18 protein-coding genes are annotated in these 19,718 nt (G+C 70.6%); 10 read left to right on the plus strand and 8 right to left on the minus strand.

Going from position 1 to position 19,718, the window contains the following annotated elements:
• Window positions 1-122 precede the first annotated feature (122 nt).
• Window positions 123-1,400 (plus strand): amino acid deaminase, encoded by a 1,278-nt coding sequence (locus ACZ60T_RS09305; RefSeq protein ID WP_469665398.1) that lies wholly within the window; start codon window positions 123-125, stop codon window positions 1,398-1,400.
• 8 nt (window positions 1,401-1,408) lie between these two features.
• Window positions 1,409-3,034, plus strand: coding sequence for an N-acyl-D-amino-acid deacylase family protein (locus ACZ60T_RS09310; protein WP_469665399.1), 1,626 nt, complete (start codon window positions 1,409-1,411; stop codon window positions 3,032-3,034).
• Between the two features lie 17 nt (window positions 3,035-3,051).
• On the opposite strand, the gene ACZ60T_RS09315 is transcribed toward ACZ60T_RS09310, so the two are convergent.
• Window positions 3,052-3,918: a S1 family peptidase gene (locus ACZ60T_RS09315; RefSeq protein ID WP_469665400.1), complete on the minus strand. Its 867-nt coding sequence runs from the start codon at window positions 3,916-3,918 to the stop codon at window positions 3,052-3,054.
• A 317-nt stretch (window positions 3,919-4,235) separates the two neighbouring features.
• Between ACZ60T_RS09315 and ACZ60T_RS09320 the strand changes: the two genes are divergently transcribed.
• The 4 genes from ACZ60T_RS09320 to ACZ60T_RS09335 all read left to right on the plus strand — a co-directional run bounded on the left by ACZ60T_RS09320 (window position 4,236) and on the right by ACZ60T_RS09335 (window position 8,260).
• Window positions 4,236-5,447 carry a pyridoxal phosphate-dependent aminotransferase gene (locus ACZ60T_RS09320; protein ID WP_365621528.1) on the plus strand — a complete coding sequence of 404 codons (1,212 nt, stop codon included), beginning with the start codon at window positions 4,236-4,238 and terminating at the stop codon, window positions 5,445-5,447.
• A gap of 123 nt (window positions 5,448-5,570) precedes the next feature.
• Window positions 5,571-5,996 (plus strand): SCO4983 family protein, encoded by a 426-nt coding sequence (locus ACZ60T_RS09325; protein WP_365621525.1) that lies wholly within the window; start codon window positions 5,571-5,573, stop codon window positions 5,994-5,996.
• A gap of 393 nt (window positions 5,997-6,389) precedes the next feature.
• A complete protein-coding gene (locus ACZ60T_RS09330) occupies window positions 6,390-6,989 on the plus strand; it encodes a tetratricopeptide repeat protein (protein WP_469665401.1) in 600 nt (199 codons plus the stop codon).
• Window positions 6,986-8,260, plus strand: coding sequence for a glycosyltransferase (locus tag ACZ60T_RS09335; protein ID WP_365621520.1), 1,275 nt, complete (start codon window positions 6,986-6,988; stop codon window positions 8,258-8,260). The genes ACZ60T_RS09330 and ACZ60T_RS09335 overlap by 4 nt, the downstream gene beginning before the upstream one ends.
• A gap of 61 nt (window positions 8,261-8,321) precedes the next feature.
• Here the strand turns inward: ACZ60T_RS09335 and rfbD are convergent, their stop codons facing one another.
• The 5 genes from rfbD to ACZ60T_RS09360 form a co-directional block, all read right to left on the minus strand.
• A complete protein-coding gene (gene rfbD / locus ACZ60T_RS09340; protein WP_469665402.1) occupies window positions 8,322-9,257 on the minus strand; it encodes a dTDP-4-dehydrorhamnose reductase in 936 nt (311 codons plus the stop codon).
• A complete protein-coding gene (rfbB, locus tag ACZ60T_RS09345) occupies window positions 9,254-10,225 on the minus strand; it encodes a dTDP-glucose 4,6-dehydratase (protein WP_469665403.1) in 972 nt (323 codons plus the stop codon). The genes rfbD and rfbB overlap by 4 nt, the downstream gene beginning before the upstream one ends.
• A 43-nt stretch (window positions 10,226-10,268) precedes the next feature.
• Window positions 10,269-10,865: a dTDP-4-dehydrorhamnose 3,5-epimerase family protein gene (locus ACZ60T_RS09350; RefSeq protein ID WP_469665404.1), complete on the minus strand. Its 597-nt coding sequence runs from the start codon at window positions 10,863-10,865 to the stop codon at window positions 10,269-10,271.
• The gene (gene rfbA, locus ACZ60T_RS09355; RefSeq protein WP_469665405.1) at window positions 10,862-11,803 is read right to left on the minus strand and encodes a glucose-1-phosphate thymidylyltransferase RfbA; all 942 of its coding nucleotides are present in this window, start codon (window positions 11,801-11,803) and stop codon (window positions 10,862-10,864) included. The genes ACZ60T_RS09350 and rfbA overlap by 4 nt, the downstream gene beginning before the upstream one ends.
• A gap of 236 nt (window positions 11,804-12,039) precedes the next feature.
• Window positions 12,040-13,872: a phosphoenolpyruvate carboxykinase (GTP) gene (locus tag ACZ60T_RS09360; RefSeq protein ID WP_469665406.1), complete on the minus strand. Its 1,833-nt coding sequence runs from the start codon at window positions 13,870-13,872 to the stop codon at window positions 12,040-12,042.
• A 320-nt stretch (window positions 13,873-14,192) separates the two neighbouring features.
• On the opposite strand from ACZ60T_RS09360, the gene trhA reads away from it, so the two are divergent.
• From trhA to ACZ60T_RS09375, 3 genes are all read left to right on the plus strand, one after another.
• Complete coding sequence (gene trhA, locus ACZ60T_RS09365; protein ID WP_252427449.1) at window positions 14,193-14,906, plus strand: PAQR family membrane homeostasis protein TrhA; 714 nt, start codon at window positions 14,193-14,195, stop codon at window positions 14,904-14,906.
• A gap of 164 nt (window positions 14,907-15,070) precedes the next feature.
• The gene (locus ACZ60T_RS09370; protein WP_469665407.1) at window positions 15,071-15,721 is read left to right on the plus strand and encodes a TetR/AcrR family transcriptional regulator; all 651 of its coding nucleotides are present in this window, start codon (window positions 15,071-15,073) and stop codon (window positions 15,719-15,721) included.
• Between the two features lie 25 nt (window positions 15,722-15,746).
• Window positions 15,747-16,478: a Mut7-C RNAse domain-containing protein gene (locus tag ACZ60T_RS09375; RefSeq protein ID WP_365621500.1), complete on the plus strand. Its 732-nt coding sequence runs from the start codon at window positions 15,747-15,749 to the stop codon at window positions 16,476-16,478.
• A gap of 22 nt (window positions 16,479-16,500) precedes the next feature.
• On the opposite strand, the gene ACZ60T_RS09380 is transcribed toward ACZ60T_RS09375, so the two are convergent.
• Window positions 16,501-18,552 carry a thioredoxin domain-containing protein gene (locus ACZ60T_RS09380; protein ID WP_469665408.1) on the minus strand — a complete coding sequence of 684 codons (2,052 nt, stop codon included), beginning with the start codon at window positions 18,550-18,552 and terminating at the stop codon, window positions 16,501-16,503.
• The gene (locus ACZ60T_RS09385) at window positions 18,533-19,117 is read right to left on the minus strand and encodes a helix-turn-helix domain-containing protein (RefSeq protein ID WP_365621494.1); all 585 of its coding nucleotides are present in this window, start codon (window positions 19,115-19,117) and stop codon (window positions 18,533-18,535) included. The genes ACZ60T_RS09380 and ACZ60T_RS09385 overlap by 20 nt, the downstream gene beginning before the upstream one ends.
• Window positions 19,118-19,209: 92 nt before the next feature.
• On the opposite strand from ACZ60T_RS09385, the gene ACZ60T_RS09390 reads away from it, so the two are divergent.
• The gene (locus ACZ60T_RS09390) at window positions 19,210-19,629 is read left to right on the plus strand and encodes a hypothetical protein (protein WP_469665409.1); all 420 of its coding nucleotides are present in this window, start codon (window positions 19,210-19,212) and stop codon (window positions 19,627-19,629) included.
• Window positions 19,630-19,718 lie beyond the last annotated feature (89 nt).

Genomic DNA, 19,718 nt, shown 5'->3' on the forward strand with positions numbered 1-19,718 from the left:
TCGCCGCGAGAAGCACCACCGAACGGCGAGAAGCACCACCGAACGGCGAAGAGCACAGAAGAGCAGCGCACAGAAGAGCAGAGCACAGCCGAACGACCCGGATGCCACGCCAGGGAGGCCCCATGGACGCCGCTGTCGCCGCAGAACGCCTCGCCGCCCTCATGGCGGAACGCGTCGACCACCGCTTCAAGGGCCTGCCGCCCGACGCCGAGGGCCGTACGCTCGCCGACCTCGCGGCCGAGCGCCGCGACCTCTTCACCGGCGGCTTCACCACCCCGCTCCTCACCCTCGCCGCCGAGCACCTCACGCACAACCTCCACCTGATGGAGACGTACACGGCCCGGCACAGCCTCGCCTTCGCCCCGCACGGCAAGACGACGATGGCGCCCCAGCTCTTCCACCGCCAGATCGCGCACGGCGCCTGGGGCATCACGCTCGCGGTCCCCCACCAGGTGCGCGTGGCCCGGCACTTCGGCGTCCAACGCGTGTTCCTCGCCAACGAACTGGTCGATCCGGCGGCCCTGCGCTCGATCGCGGCCGACCTCGCCGCCGACCCGGACTACGACTTCGTCTGCTACGTCGACTCACCGCACGGCGTCGCGCTGATGGACGCCGCCCTGACCGGAGCCGAACGCCCCATCGACGTAGTGGTCGAACTGGCGGCGGGCGAAGGCGCGCGTACGGGCGTCCGTACGGAGGCGGAGTGCGCGGCGGTCGCGGATGCTGTAGCGGCGACGCGGACCCTGCGGCTGGTGGGCGTGGCCGGATACGAGGGCGAGGTACCGCGGGCGGACCCGGACCGGGTACGCGCCTGGCTGCGCCGACTGACCGCGCTGGCCGTGGACTTCGACAAGTCGGGCCGGTTCGCCGACGCCGACCGGATCGTGGTGAGCGCGGGTGGCAGCGCCTGGTTCGACGCGGTGGCCGAGGAGTTCACCTGTATGCCCGAACTCTCCGCCCCCGTACTGAAGTTGCTGCGCTCGGGCGCGTACGTCACGCACGACGACGGCCACTACCGCGGGCTGACCCCCTTCACTCGCGTCCCGCACGAGGGCGCGCTCCAGCCCGCGTTGCGCCTGTGGGCCCAGGTGGTGTCCCGCCCCTCCCCGGAGCAGGCGTTCGTCAACGCGGGCAAGCGGGACGTGGGGTACGACCTGGGCCTGCCCACCGCGCTGGTCGTCCACCGCGACGGCGAGAAGCGCGCGGCCACCGGCATCACGGTGACCGCCCTCTCCGACCAGCACACCTGGCTCCGTACGACCCCGGAGGCCGACCTCCGGGTCGGCGACTGGCTGGGCCTCGGCCTGTCCCACCCGTGCACGACCTTCGACAAGTGGCCCCTGATCCCGGTGACCGAGCCGGACGGCACGGTGGTGGAACTGGTCCGCACGTTCTTCTAGGAGTGCTCATGTCCCCTCTGGACCTCGCCGATCTCGTCATCCGGGACGCGGATGTGGTCGACGGCAGCGGCGCCCCCTCCTACCGTGCCGATGTGGCGGTCAAGGACGGCCGGATCGTCTCGATCGTGCAGGAGGCCGCGGCGGCGGGCTGTCAACGCCCGCGTGCGGTAAGGGAGCTGGACGCCGAGGGGCTCGTCCTCTCCCCCGGCTTCATCGACATGCACGCCCACAGCGACCTCGCCCTCCTGCGCGACCCCGACCACAGCGCCAAGGCCGCGCAGGGGGTGACGCTCGAGGTCCTCGGGCAGGACGGGCTGTCGTACGCGCCCGTGGACGACCGCACGCTCCCCGAGGTGCGCCGCGCGCTCACCGGCTGGCACGGGTACGGCGACGACATCGACTTCACCTGGCGGTCCGTGGGCGAGTACCTGGACCGTCTGGACGAGGGCATCGCGGTCAACGCGGCCTATCTGATCCCGCAGGGCACGCTGCGGATGCTCGCCGTCGGCTGGGAGGACCGGAAGGCCACGCCCGAAGAGCTGGACCGCATGCGGCAGTTGGTCGCCGAGGGCATGGTGCAGGGCGCGGTCGGCATGTCGTCCGGGCTGACGTACACCCCCGGCATGTACGCCACGGACGCCGAACTGACCGAGCTGTGCCGGGTGGTGGCCGCGTACGGAGGCTACTTCTGCCCGCACCACCGGTCGTACGGGGCCCACGCCCTGGCCGCGTACGAGGAGATGGTGGCCGTGGCCCGGGAGTCCGGCTGCCCGCTCCATCTCGCGCACGCCACCCTGAACTTCGGCGTCAACCGGGGCCGGGCGGCCGAGTTGCTCGCCCTGCTCGACACGGCCCTGGCCTCGGGCGTGGACCTCACCCTCGACTCCTACCCCTACACCTCGGGCTGTACGACGCTGGCGGCGCTGCTGCCGAGCTGGGCGAGCGAGGGCGGCCCCGGTGAGATCCTCGCGCGACTCGCGGACGACCGCGCGGCCGAACGGATGCGGCAGGAGCTGGAGATCACGGGCAGCGACGGCTGCCACGGCGTGCCCGTCGACTGGGACACCGTCGAGATCTCGGGGGTCGGGGACCCGGCACTCGCGTCGTACGTCGGCCGGACGGTCCAGGAGTCGGCGGACCTGCGCGGCGAGACACCGTGGGCCACCGCTCGTCGTCTCCTCGTCGAGGACCGCCTCGGCCCGACGGTCCTGCAGCACGTGGGCCACGAGGACAACGTCCGCGCGATCATGCGGCATCGCGCCCACACGGGTGGCTCCGACGGCATCCTCCAGGGCGCGAAGCCGCACCCGCGCGCCTACGGCACCTTCCCGCACTATCTCGGCCGGTACACAAGGGAGTTGGGGGTGCTCTCCCTGGAGGAGTGCGTCGCCCGGCTGACCGGCCGCCCGGCGGCCCGGCTGCGGCTGCCGGACCGCGGCCTGGTCCGCGAGAGCCACCGCGCCGACCTGGTCCTCTTCGACCCGGCCACGGTCGCGGCCGGTGCCACCTACGCCCGCCCCCGTACCCCGCCGACCGGCATCCCGTACGTCCTGATCGACGGCCGCTTCGTGATCGAGGACGGGCGGCGCACCGGCGTACTGGCGGGGCGGGCGGTCCGCCGTACCGCGACGTGACCGCCCGCGCGCGTCACCTACGGCTTGGGCAGGACGCAGCCGCTCGCGTTCAGGTTCAGCTTGTTGCCCGCGCCGAAGCACGCGGGGATCTGGTAGGTCTCCTCGGCGTAGTTGATGCCCTGGCGGACGGTCACCGTGCCGTTCTCGTCCACCTCGCAGGGGTTGTTCACCGTGCAGGTGCCGCCGTCCTCGTTGCCGGTGTTGTTGACGGCGACGACCTTGCCGGTGCTGTCGACGACCGGCGAGCCGGAGGTGCCGCCGATGGTGTCGCAGGCGGAGGTGTAGCGGACCGAGTCCTTCCAGGTCCAGCCGCCTTCCTTCAGGCGGTAGGCGAACCCGTCGATGTTGCAGCTGTAGATCCGCTTCCAGTAGCCGGAGACGACGTTGATCGCGGTGCCGGCGACCGGGTGCGTGTCCGCGACGGTGAGCGCGTTGATGCCGTACGAGCTGCGGATCTGCGCGTAGGTGGTGGTGAGCTGGTAGATCGTGACGTCGGTGTCGGTCATCGTGGAGTACGCGACCTTGCTCGCGCGCAGCGTCGCGACCGTGCTGCCCGAGGAGTTGAGCAGACCGAAGGTGCGGCTGGAGGCCTGGTCGACGATGACCTCACCGGGGTCGGGGAAGCCGGTCTCCAGGCAGTGGCCGTTGGAGAGGACGAGCGCCGGGTCGCTGTCCGCGGAGTTGGGGAAGCGGATGACGGAACCGGAGCAGTTGCTGAGCGAGACGGTACCGGCGAAGTCGGCGGCCTGAATCGTCGCCGTCTTGGTGGCCGTACGGGTGGCCTCGGTGGATGTGCTCGCGGTCCCGGGTGCCGCGGTCGCCGTTGCCGTGCCGGCCCCGGCGAGCACCAGAGCGAAGAGCGCGGCGGCGAGAGGCTTGCGCATGTGGGGGGTCCCCTCCTGGTGAGAGTGGTGACGTGGACGGCCGGAGGTGCACACCGCCCTCGTCTTGTCATGCGCATTGTGAGTAGCCCCCACCCCGGGGACAAGGAGTAGTTTTCGGCCACCCACCCGCACCGCAAGGCGACCACCCCCACACCTCACCCGTTCGGCGGAACCCGAAACGACGTACACACCCCACCCACCCCTCCCCTCACCCCCACACCCACCTCGACCCGATTACCGGTCATAACCCCTCAAACCGCCCGCACGTGGTGCAGAACACGCGGCGCGCGGCGGCGCACGGCCGTAAGCTCACGGGCATGCAGGTGATCCAGTCCACGAAGCTCGCCAATGTCTGCTACGAGATCCGGGGCCCGGTGCTCGAGGAGGCGATGCGACTGGAGGCGGCGGGTCACCGCATCCTCAAGCTCAACACCGGCAACCCGGCCGCCTTCGGCTTCGACTGCCCGCCCGAGATCCTGGAGGACATCCTCCGCAACGTCTCCACGGCGCACGGCTACGGCGACGCCAAGGGCCTGCTCGCCGCCCGCCGGGCCGTGGTGATGCACAACCAGACCCTCGGCATCGAGACGGACGTCGAGCACGTCTTCATCGGCAACGGCGTCTCCGAGCTGATCGTGATGGCGATGCAGGGCCTGCTGGACGACGGCGACGAGGTCCTCGTACCGGCCCCGGACTACCCCCTGTGGACGGCGGCGGTCTCCCTGTCGGGCGGCACCCCCGTCCACTACCGCTGCGACGAGCAGTCGGACTGGATGCCGGACCTCGCGGACGTCGAGCGGAAGGTCACCGACCGCACCAAGGCGCTCGTCATCATCAACCCCAACAACCCGACGGGCGCGGTGTACGACGAGGCGATGCTCCGCGGCCTCACGGACATCGCGCGGCGGCACAACCTCCTGGTGTGCTCGGACGAGATCTACGACAAGATCCTCTACGACGGCGCCACGCACACCCCGACGGCGTCGGTCGCCCCGGACCTGATGACCCTGACCTTCAACGGCATGTCGAAGGCCTACCGGGTGGCGGGCTACCGGGTGGGCTGGATGTCGGTCTCGGGCCCCCGGGCGCACGCGACCTCGTACCTCGAAGGCCTGACGATCCTCGCGAACATGCGCCTGTGCGCGAACATGCCGGGCCAGCACGGCGTGGTGGCGGCGCTCAGCGGACGCCAGTCGATCAAGGACCTGGTACTGCCGGGCGGGCGGCTGAAGGAGCAGCGGGACACGGCGCATGAGCTGCTGACCCAGATCCCGGGCGTGACCTGCGTGAAGCCGAAGGGCGCGCTGTATCTGTTCCCGCGCCTCGACCCGAAGGTCTTCAAGATCAAGGACGACCGGCAGATGGTGCTGGACCTGCTGCGCCGCGAGAAGATCATGGTCGTCCAGGGCACCGGCTTCAACTGGACGGAGCCCGACCACTTCCGGGTGGTGACCCTGCCTACGGTGGCCGACCTGACCGCGGCGATCACCCGCATCGGGCACTTCCTGGACGGCTACAGCCAGCCCTGACCCTGGTACTCGCCCCTGGGTGCTCACCGCGCGCGCATGCCTCACACCATTGCGCGACCCGGCTCAACTTTAGACGAATTCTAAGCTAGGATGGCATCCTGTCACGGCACAGGAGGCCTTCCCATGTACGAACCGATCCGCACCAAGTCGGTCCACACCATGGCCGGCCCCACCCCCGACTTCCCGCACCGCTCGCGCGAGGAGGAGCTGGACATCCAGCTCGCGGGCCATCTGGCGGCGCTGCTCACGGTGACGGACGAACTGTGCGCGCTGGCGCCCTCCGCCGATCTGCGCGCCGCCGCCGAGCGGCTCGCGGAGCAGGTGGCGCGGCTGCGCGGCGGGGTGCCGCCGGTCCGCGCGACGACGGCCGCGCACGGCAGTGCGCCACAGATCGCGGCGCTCCACCGGCGCGCCCACGCGCTCGCCGGCCGCGCCCTGGTGGTGGCGGCGTCCCGCGCGGACACCGCGGCGGCGATCCTGGCGGCGCGGCGCATGGACGCGCACACCGCCGCGCTCGCCGAGCGGCGGAAGCCGATCACCACCGGCTGACCCTTCCTCGAGCCGCCCCCGCACGGCTCCCCTCCCGAGCCGCCGCCCCTCCCCCGCGGCTCCCTTCGACGGCCCCGGTCCGCGCGCACCCGCAGCGCCGCGCGGACCGGGTGCCTCACCACGTCCCCGGCTCGACGCCTCAACGCCCGACGCGGACCGGCCGGTTGAGACCGATGACCTCGGTGATACGTGCATTCGGGTGGTCTGCGCGCCCAAGTGCCTGCCGCGCGGCGGCGCTTTCGGAGCGGGCTCGTAACGTCGGCGCACATGACGGTGGTCGGGCCGTCGATACCGCAGGCCTCGCCACGGTCTTCGCAGTGCCCCCACCGGTGATCAGCCGCATTCATCCATCCCCCGCGCTTCCCGAGATGTGACACTGTGAAACGTAGGAAATTGTGGGCAGGGCTCATCGGCTCGGCGGCGGTGGCCGCGGGCGTGACCGTCTGGGCGACGCAGTCCCACTCGACAACCACCCCGGAATCCAAGCCCGCGTCGACGGTCTCGAAGGTTCAGCAGGCCGACGCGCTGTTGCAGCAGGCCCAGCGGATCCAGGACCCCAAGGAGGCGGCCGGGGCCTTCAGACGCGTCCTCGACCTGGACCCCGACAACAAGCTCGCCTGGTACGGCCTGGGGATCATCGCGCTGAGGGACCGCAAGGCGGCCGAAGCCCGCGCGGACTTCGACAAGTCGCTGAAGATCGACCCGAAGTTCACTCCGGCCCTCTTCAGCGAGGCCGTGCTGCTGCGGTCCAGCGAGCCCGAGCGCGCCGTCGACCTGCTGAAGCGCACCGTCGCCGCCAATCCGAGGATGGCCCCGATCGCCGACCTGCAACTCGGGGCGATCCTGGCGGAGAAGGGCCATGACGACGAGGCCACGGCCGCGTTCCGGCAAGCCGTCGCGGCGGAGCCCTCGTTGATCTCCCGGGTCCCGGAACGCTTCCGGAAGTCCGTCAGCCCCTCATCGACATCGAGCCACGCAGGGAGCGCCAGATGACGTCGGCCGCGACACCGAGGTTCTCCGTCTTCACCCCCAGCCACCGGCCCCGGTTCCTCGACGACTGCCTCACCTCCCTTCAGGCGCAGACCTGTTCGGACTGGGAGTGGATCGTCCTGCTCAACAACGGCGCACGGTGGCGGCCCGAGCAGCCCGACGACCGGGTCCGGGTGGAGATCGCGGACGAGATCCACGGCGTGGGGGCGGCCAAGCGCCGGGCCTGTGAACTGGCGCGCGGCGAGATCCTCGTGGAGCTCGACCACGACGACATCCTGGCGAAGGCGTGCCTGGCGGAACTCGGCGAGGCGTTCGACTCGAACCCTGAGGCCGTCTTCGTCTACAGCAACACCGCGCAGATCACCGAGGACGGCAAGCGGGACGACAGCCGTTTCGACGAGACCTGCGGCTGGCGCTACGAGGAGGTGGACGTCGACGGCCTTACGGTGCTCCAGGTCATCTCCCTGGATCCGACGCCGCACAACGTCTCCTACATCTGGTACGCGCCCAACCATGTGCGGGCCTTCCGCAAGGACGCCTACGAGAAGACCGGCGGGTACGACGCCACGCGTACGGTCCTGGACGACCAGGATCTGATGTGCCGCCTCTTCCACCTCGGCGACTTCCACCACATCAACCGCTGTCTGTACCTCCAGCGGGTCCACCCGGCGAACACCCAGTCCGACCCGGAGATCAACGCGCACATCCAGCGCGAGACGGTCGCCCTGTACGACAAGTACATCGAGGCGAACTCCCTGGCCTGGAGCGCGCGGCGCGGGCTGCTCGCGCTGGACCTCGGCGCGGCCCACCGCAAGCCGGTCGGCTATCTGGGCGTGGACCAGTATCCGGGAGAGGGCGTCGACATCGTCGCGACCCTGCCCGGGAAGCTGGATCTGCCGGACGACTCGGTCGGCGTGATCCGGGCGGTGGACTTCCTGGAGCATGTGCCGGGCAAGGTGCCGCTCATCAACGAGCTGTACCGGCTGCTGGCGCCCGGCGGCATGCTGATCACACTGACGCCCAGTTCGGACGGGCGTGGCGCGTACCAGGACCCGACCCATGTCGCGTACTACAACGAGAACTCCTTCTGGTACTACACGAACAACCAGCACCGTTCCTTCGTGCCCGAGATCAAGGCCCGGTTCCAGTCGTCGCGGCTGGTCACCTACTTCCCGACCGAGTGGCACTCGCAGAACGACATCTCGTACGTGGTCGCCAACCTCATCGCGATGAAGGACGGCGCGGCACGGTGCGGTGGGCCGCTGCTGGTGTAGATCCGGTCCGGCAACGCGCCCCGCGGGAACGGTCGTTCCGGCGGGGCGCCGGTGCGTGTGCTCATGTCGGGGACGTGGACGTGGCGCCCCGGTCCGTGGACGCGCGCGCGGCGGTGGCCAGTGCGGCGAAGGCCGGGGTGCTCATGGCCTCGGCGAGTTGGTCCTCCCACCGTGGCAGGGGCGGGAGTCCGGCGCGCGGCCAGGCGCCGTGGCCCAGTACGCCGTACGTCGGGCGGGCGGCCGGGCGCGGGAACGCCGCCGAGCCGACCGGGCGGATCCGCTCGGGGTCGAGTCCGCCGAGCCGGAAGGCCTCACGCGCCAGGCCGTACCAGGTGGTGTGCCCGGCCGCCGTGCCGTGGTAGACGCCTGCCGGTGCCCGTCCGGCCAGTGCGGCCCGGCCCAGGACCGCCAGCCGCCGGGCCAGCGCGCGGGACCAGGTCGGCTGGCCGTGCTGGTCGGCGACCACGTCCAACGTCGCCTGTCGGGCGGCGAGTTCGAGCATGGTGGCCACGAAGTTGCGGCCGTGCGCGCCGTAGAGCCAGGCCGTGCGCACGACATAGCCGGTGTGCGGCAGGAGTTCGGCCACGGCCCGCTCCCCCGCCAGCTTGCTCCGCCCGTACGCGTTCACGGGTCCTGTCGACGCGTCCTCGGGGTACGGCCGCGGGGTGTCGCCCGGGAGTACGTAGTCGGTGGAGAGATGCAGCAGCAGTGCGCCGTGCGCGGCGCAGGCGCGCGCGAGATGGCGAACGGCCGTGCCGTTCACGGCCGTCGCGGCCCGCTCCGACCGCTCGGCGCCGTCGACGTCCGTCCAGGCCGCGCAGTTGACGACCACGCGGTGTCCGGCGACGGCCGCGCGCACGGCGGTCGGGTCGGTGATGTCGAGCTGGGCCCGGCTCGGCGCCGTGACCGTGGCGTTCGGGTCGGCGGCGAGTTCCTCCACCAGGTCCCGGCCGAGGAGCCCGCGCGCCCCGGTCACCAGCCAGGTCGTGGTCGTCACAGCCCCGCCCCGCGCTTGAGCGGCTCCCACCAGGTGCGGTGCGCGCGGTACCAGGCGACGGTCTCGGCCAGCCCCTGCGCGAAGGAGACGTGCGGGACATAGCCGAGCTGTTCGCGGATCTTGCTGTCGTCCAGCGAGTAGCGCAGGTCGTGGCCCTTGCGGTCGGCCACGTACACGACCCGGTCCCAGTCCGCCCCGGTCGCGTCCAGCAGCAGGCCGGTGAGCTTGTGGTTGCTGAGTTCGGTGCCGCCGCCGATGTGGTAGACCTCCCCGGCCTCGCCGCCGTGCAGCACCAGGTCGATGCCCCGGCAGTGGTCGGAGACATGCACCCAGTCGCGGATGTTGCGGCCGTCCCCGTACAGCGGCACCGTCCGCCCGTCGAGCAGATGCGTGATGAAGAGCGGGATGACCTTCTCGGGGAACTGGTACGGCCCGTAGTTGTTGGAGCACCGGGTGACGACGACGTCCAGGCCGTGGGTGCGGTGGTAGGCGAGGGCCAGCAGATCGGCACCGGCCTTCGACGCGGAGTACGGGGAACTCGGCGCCGGCGGCCGTCCCTCGGTCCAGGAGCCTTCGCCGATCGAGCCGTACACCTCGTCGGTGGAGACCTGGACGAAGCGGCCGACGCCGTGGCGGTGAGCGGCGTCGAGGAGCACCTGGGTGCCCAGCACGTTCGTCCGGACGAACGGACCGGCCCCCTCGATCGACCGGTCCACATGGGACTCGGCCGCGAAGTGCACCACCGCGTCCTGCCCGGCCATCGCCTGGTCGACCACCTCGGGGTCGCAGATGTCTCCCCGGACGAAGCGATGGCCCGGGTGGTGCGCCACCGGGGCGAGGTTCTCCTCGGCCCCCGAGTAGGTCAGCTTGTCCAGGACGGTGATCCGCTCCGTCGGGTCCGCGCTCAGACGTCGGCGGACGTATTCCGAACCGATGAAGCCGGCGCCGCCGGTCACGAGGATGCGCATAGCTCTCCGAGTTGTCCGTCTCAGGCGGCTCAGTGGCCGCGGCTCACAAGGCTTGAAGGCTTCTGCGGTACGCGCCGCAGCTCGCGAAGGAGGGCAGCAGGCCCTTGCGTTCGGCTTCCGCCAGCGTGGGCGCCGCCGCGTCCTTGTCGGACAGGCGCGGCGCGATGCCCTCGGGCCAGGCGATACCGAGGGCGGGGTCCAACGGGTCGACGCCGTACTCGCGTTGCGGCGCGTACCCCCGTGAACACAGGTAGACCACCGTGGAGTCGTCCTCCAGCGCCATGAAGGCGTGGCCGAGCCCTTCCGAGAGATAGACACAGCGATGCGTGGTGTCGTCGAGCCGCACCGCCTCCCAGGTGCCGTACGTCGGGGAGCCGGTACGGATGTCGACCACCACGTCGAGAACCGCGCCGCCGACACACGTGACGTACTTGGCCTGCCCCGGCGGGACCGAGGCGAAGTGGATGCCCCGGAGCGTGCCGCGCGCGGAGCGGGAGCAGTTGGCCTGCCGGAGTTCGAGCCCCTGGCCGACGGAGTCGTGGAACCTGTCGCCCTTGAACCACTCGTGAAATCGGCCCCGGCTGTCCGCGAACACGGTGGGCGTGTCCACCCAGGCCCCTTCGATGCCCAGCGGTTTCACGTGGCTGATTCCTTTCGCGCGAGAGGAGAAGGGGCAACGGGAGAGGGCGGAGACGGCAGCCGCGTGGCAGCTCGGGAGTCCTCCAGCAGCCGCAGCAGATAGTGGCCGTAGCCGCTCTTGAGCAACGGCTCGGCCAGCGCGTGGAGTTGGCCGTCGTCGATCAGGCCCGCCCGCCAGACCGCCTCCTCGACACAGCCGATCTTGAACCCCTGGCGTTCCTCGACCACGCGGACGAACTCCGCGGCGCGGACCATGGAGTCGAAGGTCCCGGTGTCCAACCACGCGGTGCCCCGGTCGAGTCGGGTGACCTGGAGCGTTCCGGCCTCCAGACAGGCGCGGTTGAGGTCGGTGATCTCCAACTCGCCCCGGGCGCTGGGCACCAGGCCGCGCGCGATCTCCACCACGTGGCGGTCGTAGAAGTACAGTCCGGGCACGGCGTACCGGGACCTCGGGCGGGCCGGCTTCTCCTCGACGGACAGCGCCCGGCCCTGTGCGTCGAACTCCACCACGCCGTAGGCCGAGGGGTCGGCGACCTGGTAGGCGAAGATCCTGCCGCCCTGCACGTCGCGATGGCGGGCCAGCCGTGTGCCGAGGCCGCTTCCGTGGAAGATGTTGTCGCCCAGGATCAGCGCCACGGACGCGTCGCCGATGAAGTCCGCCCCCAGGACGAACGCGTGGGCGATGCCCTCCGGTCGCTCCTGTGCCAGGTAGGAGAGGCGCAGGCCCAGTTGACTGCCGTCGCCGAGCAACCGGCGGAACTGGTACTGGTCTTCGGGGGTCGTGATGATCAGGATCTCCTGGATACCGGCCATCACGAGTGTGGAGAGCGGGTAATAGACCAGGGGCTTGTCGAACACCGGCAGGAGTTGCTTCGACACCGAGCGGGTCAGCGGCCATAGTCGCGAGCCGGTGCCACCGGCCAACAGAATTCCGCGCATGGCGTCACGATAGGCGAATTGCCCTTGAATACGGACGAATGCCCCCGAATGCGGCCTGTACGGCTTACCTGGCCCAGGCAGCCCGTGCGGCTCACGCGACGGAAACGCGACAGGGGCGGGGTCCCGTACTCGTCCGTACGGGACCCCGCCCCTGTCGTCTTGTCGTCACCGCGGCCGGTACTGGCGACGTCGCAGGTCAGGGCAAGTCCGACCGGCCGCGGAGCGTGCGGTGGGCGTCAGCCCAGGCGCTGCACCAGCGCGCGGTACTGGTCCCACAGCTCCTTCGGCGTGTGGTCACCGAAGGTGTTGAGGTGCTCGGGGACCAGCGCGGCCTCCTCGCGCCACACCTCCTTGTCGACGGTGAGCAGGAAGTCCAGGTCGGAGTCGGTCAGGTCCAGACCGTCGGTGTCCAGGGCCTGCTTGGTCGGCAGGATGCCGATCGGGGACTCGACGCCCTCGGCCTTGCCGTCGAGGCGCTCGACGATCCACTTCAGCACGCGGCTGTTCTCGCCGAAGCCGGGCCAGACGAACTTGCCCTCGTCGTTCTTGCGGAACCAGTTGACGTAGTAGATCTTCGGGAGCTTGGCCTGGTCCTTGTCCTTGGCCACGTTGATCCAGTGGGCCATGTAGTCGCCCATGTTGTAGCCGCAGAAGGGGAGCATGGCGAACGGGTCGCGGCGCAGCTCGCCGACCTTGCCCTCGGCCGCGGCGGTCTTCTCGCTCGCCACGTTGGCGCCGAGGTAGACACCGTGGTTCCAGTCGAAGGACTCGGTCACCAGCGGGACCGCGCTGGCGCGGCGGCCACCGAAGAGGATCGCCGAGATCGGCACACCCTTCGGGTCCTCCCACTCGGGGGCGATGATCGGGCACTGCGAGGCCGGGACGGTGAAGCGGGCGTTCGGGTGGGCGGCCGGGGTCTCGGACGCGGGCGTCCAGTCGTTGCCCTTCCAGTCCGTGAGGTGGGCCGGGGCCTCCTTGGTCATGCCCTCCCACCAGACGTCGCCGTTGTCGGTGAGCGCGACGTTGGTGAAGACGGAGTTGCCCCACATCGTCTTCATCGCGTTGGCGTTGGTGTGCTCGCCGGTGCCGGGCGCGACGCCGAAGAAGCCGGCCTCGGGGTTGATCGCGTACAGGCGACCGTCCTCGCCGAACCGCATCCAGGCGATGTCGTCACCGATCGTCTCGACCGTCCAGCCGGGGACCGTCGGCTCGAGCATGGCGAGGTTGGTCTTGCCACAGGCGCTCGGGAAGGCGGCGGCGACGTACTTCGCCTCGCCCTGCGGGGGCGTGAGCTTGAGGATCAGCATGTGCTCGGCGAGCCAGCCCTCGTCGCGCGCCATGACGGAGGCGATGCGCAGGGCGTAGCACTTCTTGCCGAGCAGGGCGTTGCCGCCGTAGCCGGAGCCGTACGACCAGATCTCGCGGTCCTCGGGGAAGTGCGAGATGTACTTGGTCTGGTTGCAGGGCCAGGGGACGTCCTCCTGGCCTTCCGCCAGCGGGGCGCCCACGGTGTGGACGGCCTTCACGAAGAAGCCGTCCTCGCCCAGCTCGTCCAGGACGGCCTGACCCATGCGCGTCATCGTGCGCATGGACACCGCGACGTAGGCGGAGTCGGTGATCTCGACGCCGATCGCGGACAGCGGCGAGCCCAGCGGGCCCATGCAGAACGGGACGACGTACATCGTGCGGCCCTTCATGGAGCCGCGGAAGACACCGCCCTTGCCGTCCTTGCCCTGGAAGATCTCCCGCATCTCGGCGGGGGCCTTCCAGTGGTTCGTCGGACCCGCGTCCTCTTCCTTCTCGGAGCAGATGAACGTCCGGTCCTCGACGCGGGCGACGTCGGACGGGTCGGAGGCCGCGTAGTAGGAGTTGGGGCGCTTGACCGGGTCGAGCTTCTTGAAGGTGCCCTTGCGGACGAGCTCCTCGCAGAGACGCTCGTATTCGGCCTCGGATCCGTCACACCAGACCACACTGTCCGGCTGGGTCAGTTCGGCGATCTCGTTGACCCACGAGATCAGTTCCTTGTGCTGGGTGAGGACGGTCGAGGGAGCCGCGATGTCGCGCGCCACGATTGCTCCTAGAAGAGGGGTTTTTTATTGATTGCCCCGTGGGGGCCTCGACCCGGATGCTTCGTAGCCGCTCATCCGGTGCCGACTGCACTCATTTGATCATCCGCCGAAAACGCCCATCTGTCCAGGGGAGCGCACACCTGAGCAACGTGAGAATCGCCACGCCACCAGGCGTTTCCCCTTACCCGGACCACACCCGGCTTGAGGGAGTCTTTGCGTTCCACGGCCCTCGCGGATGTCGGACATACAGGGGACGAGTCGGCCAATATCAACCGCCCCCCTGATTCGCAACTTACGACCCCGTAGGTACCATGCCCCGCATGACTGCGTCCGTCCCCGACGCGCCCACGGACTCGCCGGCAGTCGGCCGCGGTCCCGTCGCGCCCTCGCTGCCCCATCCGGCCAAGCCGAAGCTCCGCGGCTGGCTGCATCTCGGCATGTTCCCCGCCGTCCTCGTCGCGGGGCTGACCCTCACCGCCCTCGCCAACTCCACACGCGGGCGCATCGCTTGCGGCATCTACGTCCTGACGGCCTGTCTGCTCTTCGGCGTCAGCGCTCTCTACCACCGCGGCGACTGGGGCCCGCGCATGAGCGGGGTGCTGCGCCGACTCGACCACGCCAACATCTTCCTGATCATCGCGGGCACCTACACGCCGCTGACCCTCCTGCTCCTGCCGAGCGCGAAGGGGCAGTGGCTGCTGTGGGGCATATGGGGCGCGGCGGCGGCCGGGATCGTCTTCCGGGTCTTCTGGGTCGGCGCCCCGCGCTGGCTCTACACCCCCTGCTACATCGCGATGGGCTGGGCGGCCGTCTTCTTCCTCCCCGACTTCATGCGCGCGGGCGGGATCGCCGTCCTCGTCCTCGTCATCGTCGGCGGCCTGCTCTACAGCGTGGGCGGCGTCATCTACGGGATCAAGCGCCCCAACCCGTCGCCGCGCTGGTTCGGCTTCCACGAGGTCTTCCACTCCTTCACGCTCGCGGCGTTCGTCGTGCACTACGTGGGGATCTTCCTGGTGGCGTACCAGCACGCGTAGCTCTCCCGCTCCCCTCCCTCCCATGGCCACGGCTCTCCAGCCGTGGCCATTTCTCATGCCGCCCTCCGCGCTGTCGGCGGCGGCGCTCGGGAGCCCTCGCGGGCCCGTGCCGAGGAGAACGCCGCCATGGCCAGAGCCCCCGAAGATGTCCGACAATGACGACCATGGCCGCCACCGCACACCGCTCGAGCCCCGCCGCCGAACCCCGTCCGGGGCTGCGCGAACGGAAGAAGATCAAGACTCGTACGGCGATCCGCACGGCGACGTACCGGCTGGTCGAGGAGCACGGGTACGACGCCACCACCATCGAGCTGATCGCGGACGCGGCCGAGGTCTCCCCCTCCACGGTGTTCCGGTACTTCCCCACCAAAGAGGACATCGTCGTCACCGACGAGTACGACCCGGTCCTGGAGCAGGAGCTGCGGGCGCGCCCCGAGGGCGAACCGCTGGTGGAGTCCCTGCGCCATGTGGTGCACCGCGCCGTCGAGCGGAGCGCGTCGGGCGAGTACGGGACGCCCGCGGAGATGCGGCTGCGCAGCCGTCTGATCGCGGAGGTGCCCGCGGTCCGCGCCCGGTCGATGGAGAGCATGGCCGCGACCGGCCTGACCATGTGCGAAGTGGTGGCCGACCGCACCGGGCGCGACCCCGGCGACCTGGAGGTGCGCGTGTACTGCATGAGCGTCGTCGCCGCCCTCATAGAGGCCTCCCGTTACTGGACCGAGCACGGACAGCGAGGGCACATGGGCGACTACGTCCAGCGCGCGCTGGACGTACTCGAGCACGGTCTTGAGTCACGGAATTCCAAAGCCCCCTGAGCCGCCCCCATGCCATCCTGACCCCGTGAACGCACCTGAGATCCACGTCGAGTTCGCCCCCGAGCTGGGGCTCTTCATCCCGCACGGCCGACGCGGGCATGCCACGAAGGTCGTCACCGACGGCGCCTCCACGCTCGGCCATGTCGTCGAGTCGCTGGGCGTGCCGCTGACCGAGGTGGGCGCACTCCTCGTGGACGGTCGCGCCACGCCCGTCTCCCATGTGCCGGCCGACGGCGAGTCCGTCGAGGTACGCCCCGTCGAACGCCCCCAGCGGGTGCCCGGCGCCCCGCTCCGCTTCCTGCTGGACGTCCACCTCGGCACCCTGGCCCGGCGGCTGCGGCTGCTCGGCGTGGACACGGCGTACGAGTCCACGGACATCGGTGACGCGGCGCTCGCCACCCGCTCGGCCGCCGAGCAGCGCGTGATGCTCAGCCGCGACCGCGGACTGCTGCGCCGCCGGGAGCTGTGGGCGGGCGCGTTCGTGTACAGCACCCGGCCGGAGGAGCAACTGACGGACATACTCGACCGGTTCGCGCCCGAGCTGAAGCCGTGGACCCGGTGCACCGCGTGCAACGGACTGCTGCGCGACGCGACCAAGGACGAGGTCGCCGACCAGCTCGAACACGGCACGCGCCGCACCTACGACGTCTTCGCGCAGTGCCGTGACTGCGGGCGCGCGTACTGGAAGGGCGCGCACCACCAGGAGCTGGAGGCGATCGTGGAACGCGCCCTCGCCCGAGGGTCGGGCACAAGCTGAACCCTCGCCTCGACCCGGGGTCTCAGCCGCTCAGCACCCTGCGGAGCTGTTCCGGATCCGTGGTCGGGGCGTCGCAGGTGAAGTGACGGCAGACGTAGGCGGCCGGTCGGCCGTCGGCCAGCGGCCGGTCGGCGAGGAGCGGGAGTTCGCCGTCCCCCGCCACGCCGACGGCCACGACCGCGCCCGGCGCGGTGCCCAGAAGGGCCGTGCGGTGCAGGGCCTTGGTGGCGGGATCGTCCATGGCGGGGCCGACGATCGCGACCTCGCGCGGCCCGTCGAGCAGCGCCTCGGCGACGGCGAGACCCCAGCCGATGAAGCGGGGCACACGCGGCCCGACCGTCCCGACGACGCCCAACGCCCGCTCCGCGGCGGTGCGATGGGCCGCGGAGCCGGTCTGGGCGGCGTACGACAGAAGGGCTCCGGCGGCGGCGCTCCAGCCGGACGGGGTGGCGTTGTCGGTGGGGTCCTGGGGGCGGCGGATGAGCTGCTCCGCGTCGGCGGCGGTGTCGTACAGACCCCCGCTGTCGTCGGTGAACTGCGCCAGCACATGGTCGAGCAGCAGTCCGGCGAACTCCAGCCAGACGCCCTCCCCGGTGACCGAGGCGAGCGCGAGGAAGCCCTCGGAGACATCGGCGTAGTCCTCCAGCACGCCCGCGTTCGCGCCGACACGGCCGTCCTTGGACGTACGGGCGAGACGCGCGTGTTCGTCCAGATGCACGCGTACGACGAGGTCGGCGGCGGCGATCGCGGCGTCCACGAGATCGGGGCGGCCGAAGTACGCGCCGGTCTCGGCGAGGGCTGCGATCGCGAGGCCGTTCCAGGCCGCGACCACCTTGTCGTCACGGCCGGGGGCGGGGCGCAGGGCGCGTGCCTCGAAGAGGCGGCGCCTGATCGACTCGATCTTCTCCGCATCGAACACGCGCTCGTGCTGCGGGAGTTGGAGGACCGAGCTGCCGTGCTCGAAGGTCCCTTCCTCGGTCACGCCGTAGTAGTGCGCGGCGAGTTCGGCGTCCTGGTCCCCGAGGACCTCCGCCAGACGCCGGGGCGTCCACACGTAGTACGCGCCCTCGACGGGGTGCCCTGCGGCGCCCTGCCGCCCGCCGGGCGCCTCCTCTTCGCTGTCGGCGTCGAGCGCGGAGGCGAACCCGCCTTCGTTCGTGCGCAGTTCACGCACCATGAAGTCGGCCGTCTCCAACGCCACCCGGCGCGCGAGATCGGAGCCGGTGGCCCGCCACAGATGCGCGTACACGCGACACAGCAGCGCGTTGTCGTAGAGCATCTTCTCGAAGTGCGGCACGACCCAGTCACGGTCGACCGAGTAGCGGGCGAACCCGCCGCCGAGCTGGTCGTAGACACCGCCGCGCGCCATGCGCTCGCAGGTGTCCCGCGCCATCTGCAGGGCGCCCTCGGAGCCGGTGCGGGCGTAATGACGCAGCAGGAACTCCAGCACCATGGACGGCGGGAACTTGGGCGCGCCGCCGAAGCCGCCGCGCTGCGCGTCGTACTCACGCGTGAGGCCGAGAAGGGCCTGGGCCAGCTCCTCCTCGCCGGGCGGCCGGGTGCCGCTGTCCGCGAGTTCGCGCCCCGCGAGATCACGGACGATCTTCCCCGCGACCTCCGTCACCTCGTCCCGGCGCTCGGCCCAGGCCCGCCGCACCCCTTCGAGGACCTGCGGGAAGGACGGCATGCCCCGATGCGGCGCGGGCGGGAAGTACGTACCGAAGTAGAACGGCTCGGCGTCCGGGGTGAGGAACACGGTCATGGGCCAACCGCCCTGCCCGGTGGCCGCCTGGACGGCCTCCATGTAGACGGCGTCGACGTCGGGCCGCTCCTCACGGTCCACCTTCACACTGACGAAGTGCTCGTTGAGGTACGCGGCGGTCCCCGCGTCCTCGAAGGACTCGTGCGCCATGACATGGCACCAGTGGCAACTGCTGTATCCGACGCTCAGCAGTACGGGCACGTTCCGGCTGCGCGCCTCGGCGAAGGCCTCGGCCGACCAGGGCCACCAGTCGACGGGGTTGTCGGCGTGCTGGAGCAGATACGGGGACGTCTCATGGGCCAGTCGGTTCACCGTTCCACTCTGTCACGGGGTCGGGGACCGCGTAGAACCGCAGACTGACCGGGCGCGCCTCGTCGGGGGCCTCCTCGCGTGGATGGCCGTAGCGGTCGAGGAGCGCGTGGTACTCGCGTACGAAGTCCAGCAGTTCCTCCTTGGTCAGCCACGTTCCGGCGCGCATGACCTGGGCCCAGCCCTCCGGGCCTCGGTACTCCTCGTGGGCGCGGCGGAAGAGCGCGGTGTCCACGTCGATCTTGAGGATCGCCAGCTGCTCGGCGGCGGCGTACTCCGCGGGGGTCATCGTCGCCGGGTCGGGCGTGGTGTGCTGGAAGGGCAGCGCCCGCCACCAGCGCTCCCGGCCGCCCGACTTCTCGGGGATCTCTTCGATGAGGCGCTGCTCGGCCAGCTTGCGCAGGTGGTAGCTGGTCGTGCCGGAGCTCTCGCCGAGTTCCTTGGCGAGGACCGTCGAGTTCGCCTCGCCGTGCCGGCCGACGTACTCGAGGATCCGGCGGCGCAGCGGATTTCCGAGGGACTTGTAGAGCGCCGTGCGCTCCACGCTGGTCAGTTCTTGCTCCGGCATGGCCACCACGGTACTCGCCACCCACCCGATTCCCAGAGGGAATTTTGCAGAATTCTCTTTGCAGAGAGACTTCTGCGGTCTAGCCTGATGGCATGCGAGCGATCGAGACACATGAGCGGTCGGGCGCCGCCGCCGTGCGCCGCTGGACCTTGGTGGTGCTGGGCGCGGCGGCCGTGGGCCTCGTCCCCTGGATGATCCTGCTGGCCCACACGCTCCCGGCCAGCCCGGAGGTGCGGCACTGGCAGCTGGCGTGGGTGGGGCTGGACGTCCTGCTGGCGGCGGGCTGCGCGGCCACGGCGGCGCTGGGATTCCGCCGCGACGGGCATGCGCGGCTGACCGCCTCGGCGACGGCCGCGATCGCGATCCTGGACGCCTGGTTCGACATAACCACCTCCCTGCCGGGCGCGGATCTCCTCCAGGCCTTCGCGTGCGCGGCGGCTGAAGTGGCCCTGGCGGGGGCATGTGTGTTCCTGGCGGTGTCGAAGAGGGCAGGGGGCATGCGATGCGGGTGACATCACCGATGCCATGACGGTCGGCCGCCTCGCGCGCTCTCCTTCTCGAACGACACCGCAAGACAACGGAGTTGACGCGGGAGGGGGAC

The organism is Streptomyces sp. NPDC104371 (genome assembly GCF_055583785.1).